The sequence below is a fragment of the Streptomyces sp. CWNU-52B genome, from assembly GCF_047444975.1.
Classification (GTDB): Bacteria; Actinomycetota; Actinomycetes; order Streptomycetales; family Streptomycetaceae; genus Streptomyces.
In genome coordinates, this window is sequence record NZ_JBLFJV010000050.1 from 513,157 (window position 1) to 529,717 (window position 16,561).

17 protein-coding genes are annotated in these 16,561 nt (G+C 73.6%); 8 read left to right on the forward strand and 9 right to left on the reverse strand.

The window, feature by feature from the left end; all coding sequences use genetic code 11:
• Positions 1 to 10 precede the first annotated feature (10 nt).
• Both ACLVWQ_RS35095 and ACLVWQ_RS35100 read right to left on the reverse strand, forming a co-directional pair.
• Complete coding sequence (locus ACLVWQ_RS35095) at positions 11 to 1,336, reverse strand: ABC transporter substrate-binding protein (RefSeq protein ID WP_414113286.1); 1,326 nt, start codon at positions 1,334 to 1,336, stop codon at positions 11 to 13.
• Positions 1,311 to 1,868: a hypothetical protein gene (locus ACLVWQ_RS35100; protein WP_414113349.1), complete on the reverse strand. Its 558-nt coding sequence runs from the start codon at positions 1,866 to 1,868 to the stop codon at positions 1,311 to 1,313. The genes ACLVWQ_RS35095 and ACLVWQ_RS35100 overlap by 26 nt, the downstream gene beginning before the upstream one ends.
• Before the next feature lie 127 nt (positions 1,869 to 1,995).
• On the opposite strand from ACLVWQ_RS35100, the gene ACLVWQ_RS35105 reads away from it, so the two are divergent.
• Genes ACLVWQ_RS35105 through ACLVWQ_RS35115 form a run of 3 tightly spaced genes read left to right on the forward strand, consistent with a single transcriptional unit; the run spans position 1,996 to position 6,406 of the window.
• Complete coding sequence (locus tag ACLVWQ_RS35105) at positions 1,996 to 2,508, forward strand: hypothetical protein (protein ID WP_414113287.1); 513 nt, start codon at positions 1,996 to 1,998, stop codon at positions 2,506 to 2,508.
• A complete protein-coding gene (locus tag ACLVWQ_RS35110; protein ID WP_414113288.1) occupies positions 2,508 to 5,630 on the forward strand; it encodes an ABC transporter permease subunit in 3,123 nt (1,040 codons plus the stop codon). The genes ACLVWQ_RS35105 and ACLVWQ_RS35110 overlap by 1 nt, the downstream gene beginning before the upstream one ends.
• Complete coding sequence (locus ACLVWQ_RS35115) at positions 5,627 to 6,406, forward strand: ATP-binding cassette domain-containing protein (protein WP_414113289.1); 780 nt, start codon at positions 5,627 to 5,629, stop codon at positions 6,404 to 6,406. The genes ACLVWQ_RS35110 and ACLVWQ_RS35115 overlap by 4 nt, the downstream gene beginning before the upstream one ends.
• On the opposite strand, the gene ACLVWQ_RS35120 is transcribed toward ACLVWQ_RS35115, so the two are convergent.
• Entirely contained in the window at positions 6,339 to 6,881 is a 543-nt protein-coding gene (locus ACLVWQ_RS35120) for a transglycosylase family protein (RefSeq protein WP_414113290.1), read from the reverse strand. The two genes, ACLVWQ_RS35115 and ACLVWQ_RS35120, sit on opposite strands and share 68 nt — an antisense overlap.
• 162 nt (positions 6,882 to 7,043) lie before the next feature.
• Positions 7,044 to 7,661: a transglycosylase family protein gene (locus ACLVWQ_RS35125; RefSeq protein ID WP_414113291.1), complete on the reverse strand. Its 618-nt coding sequence runs from the start codon at positions 7,659 to 7,661 to the stop codon at positions 7,044 to 7,046.
• Between the two features lie 541 nt (positions 7,662 to 8,202).
• Between ACLVWQ_RS35125 and ACLVWQ_RS35130 the strand changes: the two genes are divergently transcribed.
• Both ACLVWQ_RS35130 and ACLVWQ_RS35135 read left to right on the forward strand, forming a co-directional pair.
• The gene (locus tag ACLVWQ_RS35130) at positions 8,203 to 8,979 is read left to right on the forward strand and encodes a hypothetical protein (protein ID WP_414113292.1); all 777 of its coding nucleotides are present in this window, start codon (positions 8,203 to 8,205) and stop codon (positions 8,977 to 8,979) included.
• A gap of 186 nt (positions 8,980 to 9,165) precedes the next feature.
• Positions 9,166 to 9,567 carry a hypothetical protein gene (locus ACLVWQ_RS35135; protein WP_414113293.1) on the forward strand — a complete coding sequence of 134 codons (402 nt, stop codon included), beginning with the start codon at positions 9,166 to 9,168 and terminating at the stop codon, positions 9,565 to 9,567.
• Positions 9,568 to 9,728: 161 nt separating this feature from the next.
• Here the strand turns inward: ACLVWQ_RS35135 and der are convergent, their stop codons facing one another.
• The 5 genes from der to aroH all read right to left on the reverse strand — a co-directional run bounded on the left by der (position 9,729) and on the right by aroH (position 14,554).
• A complete protein-coding gene (gene der, locus ACLVWQ_RS35140) occupies positions 9,729 to 11,204 on the reverse strand; it encodes a ribosome biogenesis GTPase Der (RefSeq protein WP_414113294.1) in 1,476 nt (491 codons plus the stop codon).
• A gap of 82 nt (positions 11,205 to 11,286) precedes the next feature.
• The gene (locus ACLVWQ_RS35145) at positions 11,287 to 11,973 is read right to left on the reverse strand and encodes a lysophospholipid acyltransferase family protein (RefSeq protein ID WP_414113295.1); all 687 of its coding nucleotides are present in this window, start codon (positions 11,971 to 11,973) and stop codon (positions 11,287 to 11,289) included.
• Positions 11,931 to 12,626 (reverse strand): (d)CMP kinase, encoded by a 696-nt coding sequence (gene cmk / locus ACLVWQ_RS35150; RefSeq protein WP_414113296.1) that lies wholly within the window; start codon positions 12,624 to 12,626, stop codon positions 11,931 to 11,933. Before cmk ends, ACLVWQ_RS35145 begins: the two co-directional genes overlap by 43 nt.
• Positions 12,627 to 13,109: 483 nt before the next feature.
• Complete coding sequence (locus ACLVWQ_RS35155) at positions 13,110 to 14,195, reverse strand: prephenate dehydrogenase (RefSeq protein ID WP_414113297.1); 1,086 nt, start codon at positions 14,193 to 14,195, stop codon at positions 13,110 to 13,112.
• A complete protein-coding gene (gene aroH / locus ACLVWQ_RS35160) occupies positions 14,192 to 14,554 on the reverse strand; it encodes a chorismate mutase (RefSeq protein WP_414113298.1) in 363 nt (120 codons plus the stop codon). Before aroH ends, ACLVWQ_RS35155 begins: the two co-directional genes overlap by 4 nt.
• Positions 14,555 to 14,737: 183 nt before the next feature.
• On the opposite strand from aroH, the gene ACLVWQ_RS35165 reads away from it, so the two are divergent.
• The 3 genes from ACLVWQ_RS35165 (at position 14,738) to ACLVWQ_RS35175 (ending at position 16,546) form a co-directional block, all read left to right on the forward strand.
• Positions 14,738 to 15,418 (forward strand): hypothetical protein, encoded by a 681-nt coding sequence (locus ACLVWQ_RS35165; RefSeq protein WP_414113299.1) that lies wholly within the window; start codon positions 14,738 to 14,740, stop codon positions 15,416 to 15,418.
• 70 nt (positions 15,419 to 15,488) lie between these two features.
• Positions 15,489 to 16,073, forward strand: coding sequence for a DUF6529 family protein (locus tag ACLVWQ_RS35170; RefSeq protein WP_414113300.1), 585 nt, complete (start codon positions 15,489 to 15,491; stop codon positions 16,071 to 16,073).
• Positions 16,070 to 16,546 (forward strand): Rieske (2Fe-2S) protein, encoded by a 477-nt coding sequence (locus ACLVWQ_RS35175; RefSeq protein ID WP_414113301.1) that lies wholly within the window; start codon positions 16,070 to 16,072, stop codon positions 16,544 to 16,546. The genes ACLVWQ_RS35170 and ACLVWQ_RS35175 overlap by 4 nt, the downstream gene beginning before the upstream one ends.
• Positions 16,547 to 16,561 lie beyond the last annotated feature (15 nt).

Below are 16,561 nucleotides of genomic sequence, written 5' to 3' on the forward strand. Positions count from 1 at the left end.
CCTGTGCGCATCAGGGCTTGTAGGCGAGCTGCGGGACGTCGTAGCACTCGCTGTTCATGTCCCCCTGGCTCACCCAGCCCCTGGCGTCCTGCCAGCGGGCCACCGACAGGCACGTCCTGCGGGTGCGGGGCGGTGCGGCCAGTCGCTCGAAGCGGACCGGCAGCAGCAGCCCGTCGGCGGTGTAGGGCTCGCCGGTGTCCATGAACCGGTCGACGCACGCGCGCGTGACGCCCGTCCCGGCACAGGATCTGGCCGCGTCCGTGAACCACATCGCGGCGGCCCAGCCCTCCAGCTGCCACTGGGAGTGGGTCCTCAGCTCCTTCGTGCCGTCCTGGAACTCGCGGAGGGCGTCGTCCTGGTCCGTGGCGTCGCGCCGTGTGACCGTGTCGTCGTAGTTGCGGCTCGCCCCCGTCGCCCACAGGGCGTTGCGGCAGCGTGGCGCGTCCTTGTAGTCCTGGCGGACGGTGGACGTCCAGTTCTGCGGGTTGGTGACCTTGGCGAGGACCTCGGCGCCGACGTCGTCCATCGCCTCGCACAGCTGGGCGTTGCCGTAGCTGTCGATGGCGTCGAGGACCAGGTCGGCCCCCTGCTCCTTCAGGTCGGCCGCCACGGCGCGGAAGTTGGGCAGCGCGAAGTCGACCTGCTCGGTCACGACCTGGTAGCCCTCGGCGCGCAGGCCCCGGGTGACGAGCCGGGCGTACGCCGCCGACGCGGACTGGTTGTACGAGACGACGGCCGCCGTACGGGCGCCCTGCTTCCGTCTGAAGTACCGGTAGATCTCGGTGCCGCCGTACAACTCGCCGTTCCAGCCCGGTTCTCCGTCGCGCGGCGCGAGGCTGCCGTAGATCCCGTAGAGGTGCGGGTAGGTGTCGTAGGCCGCGCCGATGGGCTGTCCGCCGATGTCGGGCACGCGCGCGCGGGACACCCGGGAGGCGCCCGCGTAGTCGAGGGCGGCCGTGGCGACGAGGGCCACCACCTCGTCCTCGTCGACGAGCCGGTGCACACACTCGTTGTTGCCGACGCCGCTTCCGCCGTCGTCGCAGGTACGGACCTCGACCCGCCGTCCGTCGATGCCGCCGCGCTCGTTCAGGGCGTCGAAGTACGCCTTCGCGCCGTCGCGCGGACCGGTGAAGGCGTCGCCGCCGACCGGACTGGTGGCGCTCGTGAGGATCCCCACCCGGATCGGCTCCTCGGTCCGGCCGGACGTCCGCTCGGACCGGTCGGACCGGTCGCCGAAGTCGCTCTCCGGGAGGCGGCTGCCGCAGGCCGTGCCCACCAGGAGCAGCAGGAGCAGGCCCACGACAGCGGATTCAGCAGCCAGGGCCCGGCGACGCATTGCCGCTCAGACCGACCAGACCGCACAGCGTCTTCACGGACACCTTCCAGGTGCCGTCCTGTTCGACGGAGGTCCCGGCGGCGTCCGGCATGACCGTGGCGCCCTTCAGGGTGAGCGTGTAGGTGACGTCCGCCTCGGCCGGCGAGGTGAACTCGACCCGGCCGACCGCCGCCTGCACCTGCCCGCCGCGCTCGTCGCCGCTGAAGCTCCTCAGGACCTGGCCCATCGCGTCGCCGTTCTCCAGGACGGCCTGTTTGTCCTTCGTGGGGACCGCGGGGTCGAAGAACTTCTTCCAGTTCTCCTTGATCTCCTGCTCGGCCGCCGCCGGGTCGGCCGGAGCGCTCGCGCTCCCGCTCGCCCCGGTCGCCGTGGGCTGCTCCGTGGGCCGCTCCGCGGTCGAGGTCGGGGTCGGCGGATCGGTGTCGTCACCGCCGCTGTCGTCGCCGCACGCCGTGAGGGCCGAGGCGAGGACGAACACCGCCACCGCCAGCCCCCGGCCCGTGCCCCGCCTGAGGTCGCTCCCGAGAACCATCTGGCTCACCACCGGGTGTCGGTCCGGGCCGTGCGCGCCCGGCGCTTTCAGGGTCAGCTTCCAGAAGGCATAGTGCAAGTCCATCGACGGACTTGGAAGACAGCCGCACACATCACGTGGAGCCCCCATGCGGACTGCTCGACTACGGAATGTGCATCCCGTGCTCTGGGCCGGCTGGGCCGCGCTCGCCGCGGGCGCGGTGCTGTGCGTCCTCGGCTGGTACGGGATCTCCGGGGAGCGGTACGCGGAACGGCAGTTGCCGTACCTCGCGTCCTGCACGGTGCCGGGCGCGGCCCTGATCATCGCCGGCGCGGTGCTCCTCGCCCACGGCAGGAACGCCCTCGCGGGCGCGCGCGTCGAGGAGTTGTACGGGCTCCTGGTGGCGGCCGAGCCGACCACCGCCGAAGAGGCGGGGCAAGCGGCGGTCACCGCGCCCGTGGCCGTCAGCGGGGATCTGCTGATGGTGCCGGGCGGCACCCTGTGGCACCGCGCCGACTGCCCGCTCGTCGCCGGGAAGTCCGAAGCCCTGCCGGTCGACTCACGGGTCCTGGCGGGCGGGGACCTCGGCCCCTGCCCGATCTGTGAACCCGACGCGTCGGACGAGGCACCGGACGACGGGCCGTCCGAGACGGCCGGCTGATGGCGTCGCTGACGTACGACCTCACGCTCGCCGGCCTCTCCGTCGGCAGCGCGGCGGCGCTCACCGGGATCGGCCTCGTCGTCACCCACCGGGCCACCGGAGTGCTCAACTTCGCGCACGGCGCCGTCGCGATGGTCTGCGCCTGTCTGCTGCGCCAGCTCACCGTCGAGTGGGACTGGCCGCTCGCGCTCGCCGCGCCGCTCACGCTGCTCGTGGTGGCCCCGGCGATCGGGGTGGCGCTGGAACGATTCGTCTTCCGGCCGCTGTCCGTGCTGGGCGGCGATCCCGCGCAGACCCTCGTCGCGTCCATCGGTGTGTTCGTCCTGCTCGTCGGCGGGGCGGCGCTCCTGTGGGGTCCCGGCGCCCGCTCCGACGCGCCGACGCTCGTCTCCGCGGACCCCTGGGGCCAGTTGGCGGTGACGCTCGTCCTGGCCGCGGGGGTGGGCGCGGTGATCCGCTGGTCCCGCTTCGGGCGGGAGCTGCGGGCCGTGGTCGACGACCGCTCGCTCGCCGTGCTGGGCGGCGTGGACGCGGACCGGGTGGCCGCGGCGGGCTGGGCGTTCGGCTCGTTCACCGCGGGTCTGACGGGGGTGCTGCTGGCCCCGTACGTACGCCTCGACCCGTACGGCATGCCGTTGTTGGTGATGGAGGTGGTGGCGGTCGCGGTGGCCGCCCGGATGCGCAGTCTGCCGGTGGCCGTGGTGGTGGCCCTGGGCGTCGGGATCGCGCAGAGCCAGCTGACCCGGCTGCACCCGACGGGCCGTCTCGAACCACTCCTCCAGGCGGTGGGCGCGAACCTGTTCGTCGTCGCCCTGCTGGTCGCGGCCCTGGTGCTGCCGGGAATCGGTACCCGGGACGTCCTGCCGCGCACGGCGACGGCCCGGGTGGCGACACCGCCGGGGGCGTGGATCGTCGCGGTGATCCTGTTCCTGCTGCCCCTGGGCTTCGCCGGCCCGGACCTGCACACGTCGGTCCAGGTCCCGGCGCTGGGCGTGGTCCTCCTCTCCCTGGTCGTCGTCACCGGGCGCGGCGGGCAGATCTCGCTGGGCCAGGGCGCGTACGCCGGGCTCGGCGCCCTCTTCACGGCGCTGCTGGCCGCGGGCCGCTTCCCGGGCCTGCCCGAACTGCCGGAGCCGGCCGCGCTCCTGGCCGCCGTGCTGCTGGTGGCCCCGCTGGGACTGCTGACCGGCTGGCCCGCCATCCGCCGCCACGGCCTGGCCCTGGCGCTCGCGACCTTCGCGGTGGGCGTCGGCGTCAGCCGCTTCGTCCTCGCCCAGCCGTACGCGACATCGGGCCTGGCCCTGGGCCGCCCGGCGGGCTTCGACGACGACCGCGCGTACTACGCACTCGAACTGGTGCTGCTCGCGGGCGCCCTGCTGGCCGCCCACGCGCTGCGCCGGGGCCGTACGAGCCGGGCGCTGGCCGCGATGCGGGACCACGAGGCGGGCGCGGCGGCGGCGGGCGTCCGCGTCCCGGCGCTGAAGCTGACGGCCTTCGTGGCGGGCGCCGCCCTGGCCGCGCTGGGCGGCGGCATGCTCGGCATGGGCCTGCGCGCCTTCGACCCGGCGGCGTACGACCCGGTCCGCGGTCTGCTGTGGTTCGCCGCGGTCGTGGTCCTCGGCGCCGACAGCGTCCTGGGCGCCCTGGTCGCGGCGGCCCTCCTGGTCGGCCTGGACGCGGGCACCCGGGGCGGGGTCGCGGCGGCGGCGATCGGCCTCCTGGCGATCCTCGTGGGCCGCTTCCCCGGCGGCCCGTACGAGGCCCTGCGGCGGACGGCCGCCCGCCTGCGGCCGCGCGGGGAGGCGACGTTGACGCCGCTGGGTGCCGAGGTACGGCGGAGGCTGCGGACCACGGCGCCTGGCTCCGCCCCGCCTCGGCCGAGGGTGCCCACCGGCCCGGCCCCGGCACGGCTCCGCACGGGCGGTCGTCCACTGGTGGGCCGAACGGCACCACAGCCCACGCCCGACGCGGACGACCGCGGAGTCGGGGCCCCCTGGCGGCCCGCCCCGACAGGTCCGACCGCCGGCGAACGGAACCGGGCCCTCGGCCCGGATGCCCGACGCAGCGGCCCCGACAGCTCCGACAGCTCCGACGGCACCGACGGCACCGACGGCACCGACGGCACCGACGACACATGGACACCCGGCACGGCAGAACGGACTGACGGCGGACGAGACACGGCCCCGGGCCCGGATGTCCGGCAGGGCGACGGGGCCGGTGTTCGGCGGACAGCCGACGCGGCGAGGCAGACCGGCGGCAGGCGGGGCACTGCCCCCGGTCGCACCGTTCCTCTCGCCGAGGCCACGGCGCCTGACGCCCCGCCTGCCGTGCCTGCCCCGAGGCCGTCGGTGGTGTGGGGGCCTCGGGCCGGCCCCGTGGCGTCCGGTGGGCGTCCCGTTCTGCGGGCCCGTGCCCTGCGGGTCGTCCACGCGGGGTTCACCGCGCTGGACGGGGTCGACATCGACCTCCCGCCGGGACGGATCACCGCGGTCGTCGGGCCCAACGGCGCCGGGAAGAGCACGCTGTTCCACTGCCTCGCCGGGACCGTGCGGCCGGTGTCCGGGAGGGTCGCGCTCGGGGAACGGGACATCACCCGGCTGCCCGCCCACGCGCGGACCCGGCTCGGCATCGCCCGGACGTTCCAGCAACTGGCCGTCTTCCCCACCCTGACCGTGGCCGAGAACGTCCGCGTGGGCGCCGAGCACGGACGGGTCGTGGACACGGGCGCGGCCGAGCGGGCCCTGCGGCTGCTCGGGCTCGACGGGGCCGTACGGGGGCTGCCCGCGGCGGGCCTGCCCACCGGGACCCTGCGGCGGGTCGAACTCGCGCGGGCCCTCGCGGGAGGTCCCCGGGTACTGCTGCTCGACGAACCCGCGGCCGGGCTCGACACCGGCGAGGTGGCGGCACTGGCCCGGGTGCTGCGGGCGCTCGCCGCCGACGGCACGGCCCTGCTCGTCGTCGAGCACGATCTCGACCTGGTGGCCGGCCTGGCCGACACGGTGCACGTCATGACCGCGGGCCGCGTCGTCGCCACCGGCCCCGCCGACCACGTACTCGAACGACTCGGGGAGCCCTGGGGGCCCGGACGACCCGGCGGACCCGGCACGGTGGTCGACCGATGAGCGCCCCGGGCATCTCGCTGCGCCACGCGCGCGTGCGCCACGGCCCGTCGGAGGCCCTGCACGGCGTCAGCCTGTACGCGCCCGCCCCCGGCGTCACCGTCCTGCTCGGCCGCAACGGCTCGGGCCGTACGACCGCGCTGCGCGCCCTGGCCGGCACCGTCGCCCTGACACACGGCGCCGTGGTGTGGGACGGCGCCGACGTCACCCGGCTGCCCGCGTACGAACGGGCCCGCCGGGGTCTGTGCCTCGTCCCGGACCGCCGGGCGGTCTTCGGCTCGCTCACCGTCCGCGAGAACCTCGAACTCGCGGCCCCCGGCCGGTCCTTCGGATACGCCCTCGACGCGTACCCCCGGCTGGGCACCCTGCTGTCCCGGCGGGCCGGCACGCTCTCCGGCGGTGAGCAGCGCATGCTCGCCGTCTCCCGGGCCCTGCTGGCACGCGCGCGCGTGGTCCTGGCCGACGAGCCCACCCAGGGCATGTCCCCGGCGGTCGCGGCCCGCACGTACGAGGTGCTGAGCGGCCTCGGCGCCGGGGTCGTCGTGGCCGAACAGCGGCTGCCGCCGGGGCTGCGCCCCGGCACGACGATCGTGTACGAGCTGCGGCGCGGCGCGGTCGTGTTCAGCGGCGAGGCAGCGGAGACGACGAGGGCGGCGACGGGGGCGGGAGTCCCGCCGACGTCCCAGGCCGTGACCGCGACCGCCCCGCGGCCTACGGAAGGCTCAGCATCGTGCCCGGGATCAGACGGTCCGGGTTCTTGCCGACCGGCACCCGGTTGAGCTTGTACAGCGCCTGCCACCCGCCCCTGACGCCGTTCCGGCGGGCGATCGACGAGAGCGTCTCCCCCGGTCTCACCACATGCGCGCGGCCCTTGAGCCCGTATCTCCTGGCGCAGACGGGCCATGCCCTCCAGCCCTGGACGCGCGCCACTTCCTGCGCCACCCTGATCTGCTCGTCCCGGGTGGCCAGATCCGCCCGCGGCGCGTAGGCCAGGCCGCCGAACGCCCGCCAGGTGGGCTGCCAGAACTGCAGCCCGCCGTAGAAGCCGTTCCCGGTGTTCGCCTTCCAGCGGCCACCGCTCTCGCACTGGGCGAGGCATCCCCACGGCCACTGGTCCTTCGCACAGCCGTACGGCACCGGGGCCGACGCGGCGCCGGTGGCCGCGGGCGGTGCCGCCGCGGCCGCCTCCACGGGGGCGAGCAGGGCCAGGACGGCGACGACGACAGCCGCGTACCGCATGCGCTTGATCGACATCGGGCCACGCTAGGCAGGGGTCCGGCGGTGTCCCGAACAGCCGCGCGGGCGGCGGGCGACGGCCCACCCGGTCGGCGGACCTGACGAGGCGTCCGGCCCCGCCAGGTCCGACCGAGGTCCCCCACACGCCGCCGACCGGTGTACGGGGCCGTCGCCGACGGTTCAGAGCTCCAGCCGCTGTCCGGGGAGGATCACGTCCGGGTCCCCGCCGATGACCGCCTTGTTGGCGGCGTAGAGGCGCTGCCAGGTGGTCCCGTGCCGCGCCGCGATGGCGCTGAGCGTGTCGCCGCCGCGGACGGTGTAGTCGCCCCGCGACGCGCTGCGGCCGGTGTGGCCCGTCGCGCGTTCCGGCGCCTTCGCCGGAGCGGCCTTGGTGGTGGCGCGCTTCGTGGCCGGTTCGGTGGCGGCGGGTGCGCTGCCGTACGCGCCCGCGCGTGCCGAGCAGGTGGGCCAGGCACCCCATCCCTGCGCGCGCTGCACCTTGGTGGCGACAGCGATCTGCTGCGCCTTGGAGGCCCTGTCGGCAGTGGAGGCGTAGGCCGAGCCGCCGTACGCGCGCCAGGTGCCGGCGGAGAACTGGAGCCCTCCGTAGTAGCCGTTCCCGGTGTTGATGTGCCAGTTGCCGCCGCTCTCGCACTGGGCGATGCGGTCCCACACCCCGCTGTCCGCCGCTGCGGCGTTGCCGTTCGCGGCGAGCAGTCCGAGCGGGGCGATCAGGGCCGCCCCGGCGAGAACCGCGGTCGTACGAGCCTTACGGGTGTTGTCGGCACATGCGGACATGTATTTCCCTCTCGAAGGACCCGGGGTCCCCCAAGGCGGTACGGACCTCCCGCGTTCCGACGCGGTCGCCCCGTTCAGCCCCGTCCGCCGACGGTGGTGGTGATGATGACGGGAATGGTGCCGGGGTCGGCGGACGTACCCGAGCGGTGCTCGCTGCACACGGCGGAGAAATGTAGAGAGCGGGGCGGCCAGGTATCAACCGATCCCGTGTCACTCCAGGCCAGTTGACAGTTACCTTAAGTAGCGGCGAATTCGAGTCACCCACTTCATTAGTTGATTTCGCGATTTGTCGACCATCGACCCCGACGATCTGTGACCCACCTCACTGAATCAACTTCCTTGGAAACCAGAGAAGTTGCCATGGAGTGACACATTCCGCCACCGGATTCACCCTGCGCGCAGGATGGTTCGATTCCGTTCGCTCTGGGGCGTGACCCCCGCCACAGATCCTCCGTTGTCTTCTTCATGAGCCGGGAACCCATCCGGTTCACGGGCCGGGAGCCCCCGGCCACAACACGCACCGCATCCCGAGGAGCCCCCCGTGCCGCGCATGCTCGACGTCAGCGACGACGTACGCGCCGAGATCGGCGACGAAGAAGCCGACCGTCTGCTCGCCGGCGAGAACGCCCCCGGCAGTTACGACTGCACGTCCTGCCGCACCCAGGGCGACTCCGAACAGGAGCGCACCAGCACCGTCCTGTTCATCGGCGACGAGACCGCCGTACTCGCGTTCGCCCACGCCACCTGCCTGCCCTCGCAGGTCGTCCAGGTGACGGAGGAGCAACTGCGGGGCGCCGTCCGGTCCATCACCGGCGACGAGCGCCCCTCCGGAGCCCAGCCCGAGCAGGCCGTTCTCGGCGTCACCAGCGGACTCGTCATGCTCGGCGGTGAGCTGCACCCCGCACTCGTCGTCGAGCCGACCGGCCGCATCGCCCGGCCGGGCACGACGGGCAACGGCGGCGACGACTTCCTGACCCTGCTGATCGAGCAAGGCTTCACGCCGGTCAGCCGCCTCACCGAGGTCCCGCCCGTGCTGCACGGCTGGTCGGTGCTGCTCGCCGTGGGCCAGCTGCACGCGGTCCTGCAGCCCAGCACCGCCGGCGGGTCGCCCGTCGCCTGGTGGCAGGCCCATCAGCCGCTCCAGGTCACCGACAGCTGGCGGGCCGCCGCCAACAAGCACCAGCAGGTGCTGCTGTTCGCGGCCCCGGTCGGCTCGATCGGCCGGCAGCCCCGCGAGGACCTGCTGCGCGACGCCCTCGACAAGGCCGCGGCGAGCGGCCGGCTGGTGGCGAGCGCGATGCCCCTGGCCGGCACCTGAGCCGCGCGACCCCGGCGCCCGGAGACACCGGGCGCACCCGCGAACGCCGGTCGCACTCGGTCGCACTCCCTGTGACCTGCGAAATCGGACCGCCGGCCGCATCCGAAGGGCGGCGGGGTCGTTGGCACATACGTGCACACTTACGACACCCCCCGCCGCCTGCCCCACTCGTCCCCGATCCCGGCCATGCGGCCGGCCCAGGACACCACGGGCCGCCCCTCGGCCACCCCGATCTACGACGCGCTCTACGCGGAGTACCTCAGGAGCTTCCGGACCCTGCCGGGCGACCGCAGCGGCGAGGAGGATCTCGGCTTCACGGCGTTCGGGGCCGGCCCGCACGGATCGGGGCTGCGCGGTGCGGGGCTGCTCAGCGGCAGCTCGTACAGCTCGGGCACCTACACACCGGCCGTGTACGGCATGCGGCACGTGGCCGCGCAGCAGCACCAGACGCAGCACCAGACGGGTCAGGTGTCCACGCACCAGGGCCAGGGCCAGCCGGCCGCCCCGGTCTGGCAGCCGGTGGCCCGGCAGCACGCCACGGGCCTGATGCCGGCCGCGCTGCCCCCGGGGTCGCGCGGGGACCGCTGACACGGCGGGACGGCAGAGCGGCACAGACGTACGTGAGAGGGCCCCGCACCACTGGAAGGAAAGTGGTCGCGGGGCCCTCTCACGTACGTACGGCGCACATACGCACAGCGGCTCCTACTGCTACGTCACTGCCACGTCGCTGCTGTACCTCTGCCGCTTCTCTACTTCTTCCGGCCGCGCTTCTCGCGCACCCGCACCGAGATATGGATCGGCGTCCCCTCGAAGCCGAACTCCTCACGCAGCCGGCGCTCCACGAAGCGGCGGTAGCCGTGCTCGATGAAGCCCGAGGAGAAGAGCACGAAGCGCGGCGGCTTGGTGCCCGCCTGCGTGCCGAAGAGGATGCGCGGCTGCTTGCCGCCCCGGATCGGGTGCGGGTGGGCGGCGACCAGCTCGCCCAGGAAGGCGTTCAGGCGGCCCGTGGGGACACGTGCCTCCCAGCCCGCGAGGGCGGCCTCGATCGCCGGGACCAGCTTCTCCATGTGGCGGCCCGTACGCGCCGAGACGTTGACCCGGGGCGCCCACGCCACCTGGAGGAGCTCGGTCTCGATCTCCCGCTCCAGGTAGTAGCGGCGCTCCTCGTCGAGGGTGTCCCACTTGTTGAAGGCCAGGACGATCGCGCGGCCCGCCTCGACGGCCATCGTCACGATGCGCTGGTCCTGGACGCTGATGTTCTCGCTGGCGTCCAGCAGGATGACCGCGACCTCCGCCTTCTCGACGGCGGCGGCGGTGCGCAGCGAGGCGTAGTAGTCGGCGCCCTGCTGGAGGTGGACGCGCTTGCGGATACCGGCCGTGTCGACGAACTTCCAGGTGACACCGCCGAGCTCGATCAGCTCGTCGACCGGGTCGCGGGTGGTGCCCGCGATCTCGTTGACGACCACGCGGTCCTCGTTGGCGACCTTGTTCAGCAGGGACGACTTGCCGACGTTCGGGCGGCCGATGAGCGCGATACGGCGGGGGCCGCCGACCGCGACGCCGAAGGTCTGCGCGGGGGCCTCGGGCAGCGCCTCCAGGACGGCGTCCAGCATGTCGCCGGTGCCGCGGCCGTGCAGCGCGGAGACGGGGTGCGGCTCGCCGAGGCCCAGGGACCAGAGGTACGAGGCGTCGGCCTCACCGCTCAGTCCGTCGACCTTGTTGGCGCACAGCACGACGGGCTTGCCTGCCTTGCGCAGCAGCCGGACGACCGCCTCGTCGGTGTCGGTGGCCCCGACCTTGGCGTCGACGACGAAGACCACCGCGTCGGCGGCCTCGATCGCGAACTCGGCCTGCGCGGCCACGGACGCGTCGATGCCGAGGACGTCCTGCTCCCAGCCGCCGGTGTCGACGAGCTTGAAGCGGCGGCCCGCCCACTCGGCCTCGTAGGTGACGCGGTCACGGGTGACGCCCGGCTTGTCCTCGACGACCGCCTCACGGCGGCCGATGATGCGGTTCACCAGGGTCGACTTGCCGACATTGGGCCGGCCGACCACGGCGAGGACGGGCAGCGGGCCGTGGCCTGCCGCCTCCAGCGCACCCTCGATGTCGTCGGTGTCGAAGCCCTCTTCCGCGGCGAGCTCCATGAACTCCGCGTACTCGGCTTCGCCAAGTGCCCCGTGCTCGTGCTCCTCGCCCGAGCTTTCGGAGTGGATCTGGTCGTTCATGAAGTCCGTACCTCGTTCATCGTGGTGATCGGTGGAACGCCCCCGTTTCGGGACATCCACTACTCAAGTACTCAAGTGTCGCTCAGCGCCCGGTCAGGCGCTTGGCGTTCTCCAGGTGCAGGGTGAGCTGCTTCTGGATGCGTACGGTCGCCTCGTCGAGCGCCTTGCGCGTACGCCGTCCGCTGCCGTCACCCGCCTCGAAGGGGTCGCCGAAGACGACGTCGACCCGGCTCCGCAGCGGGGGCAGCCCTTTTATCAACCGTCCGCGCCGCTCCGTGCTTCCCAGGACGGCGACCGGCACGATCGGGGCTCCGCCGCGGACCGCGAAGTAGGTGAGCCCGCCGCGCAGCGAGGCGAAGTCTCCCTCACCACGGGTGCCCTCGGGGAAGATCCCGAGGACGCCGCCGTCGTCCAGGACTCTCAGCGCCTGGGTGATCGCGGTGCGGTCGGCGACCGAGCGGTCCACCTTCACCTGTCCGAGCGCGAGCAGGAAGGGGTCGAGGGGGCCGACGAACGCCTCCTTCTTGATCAGGAAGTGTGTCGGCCGGGGTCCCACGCCCATGACCATCGGGCCGTCGATGATGTGGGAGTGGTTGATGGCGAGGATCACCGGGCCGGTCGCGGGGACCCGCCAGGCGCCCAGGACGCGCGGCTTCCACAGCCCGTACATCAGGCCGACGCCGATACGGCGGCCGATGTCGGCCCGCCGGGCGGTCAGGGCGTCGCTCACTTCACGGCCCGCTTCTCCTCGACGAGGGTGACGACGCACTCGATGACCTGCTGGAGTGTGAGGTCGGAGGTGTCCACCTCGACCGCGTCGTCCGCCTTCGCGAGGGGCGAGGTCTTGCGGGTGGAGTCGGCCACGTCCCGCTTGATCAGGGCCTCGCGGGTGGCCTTGACGTCGGCGCCCTTGAGCTCACCGCTGCGGCGGGCGGCGCGGGCCTCCGGCGAGGCGGTGAGGAAGATCTTGAGGTCGGCGGCGGGCAGCACGGTCGTCCCGATGTCGCGGCCCTCGACGACGATGCCCTGTCCGGCCGCCGCGGCGATGGAGCGCTGCAGTTCGGTGATGCGGGCGCGGACCTCGGGGACGGCGCTGACCGCGCTGACCTTCGAGGTGACCTCCTGGGTGCGGATGGGGCCCGCGACGTCCGTGCCGTCGACCGTGATGGCCGGCGCGGCGGGGTCCGTACCGGACACGATGTCGGGCTTGCCGGCCGCGGCCGCGATCGAGGAGGGGTCGGCGACGTCGATGCCGTTGGTCACCATCCACCAGGTGATCGCGCGGTACTGGGCGCCGGTGTCCAGGTAGCTCAGGCCGAGCTGGGCGGCGACGGCCTTCGAGGTGCTCGACTTGCCCGTGCCGGAGGGACCGTCGATGGCGACAATCACGGCCGGGGCGGTCCTGGCGGCGGTGGATTCCACGGGTGCGGACACCTTCCTGGTGCGGGGTGCTGGGCTTGTTCGGGGCACGATCGCGCCCCGAACAAGGTTACTGGCTTCCCGGGCCCCGGCTTACGGCCCCTGGGGCCGTCGCCGGGGGAGGCCGCGCGGGGGGCCTGGGCGGTGTGTCGTGTGCGGCCCGGCAGGGGCTGAGCGCGCAGTTCCCCGCGCCCCTCAGGAACCGGCCCCAAGGCACGAGACCAGCGCGGCCCCCTGAGGGCTGAGCCGACAACCAAGGCACGTGACCAGTACCGCCCCGTAACGGCTGAACGCGCAGTTCCCCGCGCCTCCCAAGAACCGGCCCCAAGGCACATGACCAGCGCGGCCCCCTGAGGGCTGAGCCGACAACCAAGGCACGTGACCAGCGCCGCCCCATAACGGCTGAACGCGCCGTTCCCCGCGCCCCTCAGGAACCGGCGGAGCTCGCCCGTTCCCCCCGCGGCCCTGCCGGGGAGCGCGCCCTGGTTACTGGCGGATCGCCCAGCCGCGGTCGCGCAGGGCGGTCGTCAGGATCGGGGCCGCCGAGGGCTTCACCATCAGTTCCATCCGGCCCACCTGCTGGCCGGTCGCGTGCTCGATGCGGACGTCCTCGATGTTGACGCCCGCGCGGCCCGCGTCGGCGAAGATGCGGGCCAGCTGGCCCGGCTGGTCGTCGATGAGGACAACGACGCTCTCGTACGTGGTGGGAGCGGTGCCGTGCTTGCCGGGAACCCGTACCTGGCCGGCGTTGCCGCGGCGCAGGACGTCCTCGATCCCGGTGGTGCCCTCGCGGCGCTCGCCCTCGTCGGTGGACTGGAGGGCGCGCAGCGCCTGCACGGTCTGGTCCAGGTCGGCGGCGACGTCCGCGAGCAGCTCGGCGACCGGACCCGGGTTCGCGGAGAGGATGTCGATCCACATCCGCGCCTCGGACGCGGCGATCCGCGTCACGTCACGGATGCCCTGCCCGCAGAGGCGTACGGCCGCCTCCTCCGCGTTCTCCAGGCGCGCGGCGACCATGTTGGACACCAGGTGCGGCATGTGCGAGACGAGCGCCACCGCGCGGTCGTGGGCGTCGGCGTCCATCACCACGGGGACGGCCTTGCAGTGCGAGACGAGCTCCAGCGCGAGGTTGAGGACCTCGGTGTCCGTGTCCCGGGTCGGCGTCAGCACCCAGGGCCGCCCCTCGAAGAGGTCGGCGGTGGCGGCCAGGGGGCCCGACTTCTCCCGCCCCGACATGGGATGCGATCCGATGTACGCGGACAGGTCCAGGCCCAGCGCCTCCAGCTCGCGGCGCGGTCCGCCCTTGACGCTGGCCACGTCGAGGTAGCCGCGCGCCACCGAGGCGCGCATCGCGTCGGCGAGCGCCGAGGCCACGTGCGCGGGCGGCGCCGCGATGATCGCGAGGTCGACGGGACCGGAGGGCTTCTCGTCGGTGCCCGCGCCGAGCGCGGCCGCCGTACGCGCCTGGTCCGGGTCGTGGTCGGCGAGGTGCACGACGACGCCCCGCGCGGTCAGGGCCAGCGCGGCCGACGTCCCGATCAGGCCGGTGCCGATCACGAGTGCGGTTCTCACTGGGCGATGTCCTTGCGCAGCGCGCCCGCGGCACCCAGGTACACGTGCGCGATGTCGGCGCGCGGCAGATCGGTCTCGATGTGCGCGAGGACCCGTACGACCCGGGGCATCGCCCCTTCGATGTCCAGCTCCTGCGCGCAGATCAGCGGTACGTCCACGATGCCGAGCTTGCGCGCGGCCGCCGCCGGGAAGTCGCTGTGCAGGTCGGGAGTCGCCGTGAACCAGATGCTGATCAGCGCGTCGCCGGTCAGTCCGTTCCGCTCCATGATGGCGGTGAGCAGCTCGCTGACCTGCTCATCCATGTGCCCGGCTTCGTCCCGCTCCAGTTGGACGGCGCCCCGGACCGCTCGTACCGCCACGGTGATGCTCCTTGTCGATGTACGGATCGGCTGTGGTCCTTCCAGCCTAGTCAGCCCCCGGCCGCCCGACGCGCGGCGCCCGCCTGCCGAGACGGCAACTGGACCCGGTACGCCTCTGGACGCCGGGGTCGCCGGTCCGCTTGCATGGGGAGGCCGTCCGCGCCACGCCTCGGGGGAGGCCCGATGAAGCGTTCCGGACCACTTTTCACGCTCCTCGCGGGACTGCTGCTCGCCCTGTTCATGCTGTCGCTCAACGTGACGACAGGGACCCGCGCCACGTCGGCCGGGAGCGGTGCGCCCGCGGACGCCGTGTCGGCGAGCCCGGCGCCCACGGGGACGGCCACGGCCTCGCCGGGCGAGCCCGCGCCGTCGCCCGGCCCGTCGAAGTCCACCGCTCCCGTGCCGAACGGCGACTACGCGGGCCGCACCGACGACGACTCCTCCGCGGTCGCCGTGACACTGCGCGACGGCAGAGCGGTCGCGTACTTCTGCGACGGCCGGGACCAGGAGTCATGGCTCAAGGGTGACGTCGAGGCCGACGGCAGCATGCGCCTCACGGGCCGCAAGGACCAGGTCCTCACCGGCGAGCTGACCGGCCGGCGGATCCGCGGCACCGTCGACATGGGACAGCGCACGTACGGCTTCACGGCCGACAGGGCCGTCAAGCCCTCCGGGCTGTACCGCGCCACCGCCGCCGTGCGCGGCGCCAGGATCGACGGCGGCTGGATCGTGCTGCAGGACGGCGACCAGGTCGGCGTCCTCAAGCGCGACGGCAAGCCCATGGCCGCGCCCCGTATCGACCCGGAGACCGGCGCCGTGACGGTCGACGGACAGCGGCTCACGGCCCGCCCCGTGACCCCGTAAGCCCGGTGACCCCATGGCCCGGTGACTCCATAGCTCCGTCATGTGATCGCGTACCGCAGGGAGCCGAACCATGACCGTCGACCCGAACGCCGCCACCCAGGGATTCCCCTCGCCCGACCCCGTCCCCCGCCGCCCGGGAGCCGCCCGCTACCTCGTGCCCGCCCTGATCGCGAGCGCGGTCGCGGTCGGCCTCGGCGTCTACGGGAACGTGCACGACCCGGAGGGCACCGCCTTCAACCTCGCCGGCTTCAGCAGCACCAGCGCGGTGAAGTCGTGGCTGGCCACCGTCGCGACCGGCTTCGCCGTCGTCCAGTTCGTCTCGGCGCTCATGCTGTACGGGCGGCTGCCGGGCCCGAGCTGGTCCGGGGTGCTGCACCGCTGGTCGGGCCGGATCGCGTTCCTCGTGGCCGTCCCCGTCGCGGTGCACTGTCTGTACGCGCTGGGCTACCAGACCTACGAGCCGCGCGTCCTGTGGCACTCGCTCCTGGGGTGCTTCTTCTTCGGCGCGTTCAGCGCCAAGATGCTGCTGCTCCGCTCGGAGCGGCTGCCCGGCTGGGTGCTGCCCGTCGTCGGCGGGCTCGTCTTCTCCGCGCTCACGGTGATCTGGCTGACGTCCGCCCTCTGGTTCTTCCGCACCTTCGGAGTGACGACATGAGGCGCCTCTCGACGCGCCGCACGGTGCTCGCGACGGGCGCGGCGGGCGCGCTGCTCCTGGGCTGCAGCAAGTACGGGGACGAGAACGGCGGGGGCGGCGGGAGCGGCGGGGCCGAGGAGGCACCCTCCGCGGCCCCGCCCGTGACCCCGTCGGGCAGCGCGAGCGGGGGCGCGGCACCGCCGGGCAGGAAGGAACTCACCCGGACGGGTGACGTCCCGGTCGGCGGCGGCAAGATCCTCAAGGCCGAGAAGGTGGTCGTCACCCAGCCCGAACGGGGCGGCTTCAAGGCCTTCTCGGCGGTCTGCACCCACCAGGGCTGTGTCGTCGCCGATGTCTCGGACGGCACGATCAACTGCACGTGCCACGGCAGCAAGTTCCGTGTCACCGACGGCTCGGTGGCCGGCGGCCCGGCACCGAAACCGCTCCCGGCACGGCGGATCACGGTCACGGGGGACTCGATCAGCCTCGCCTGACCAGTTCACCCCCGG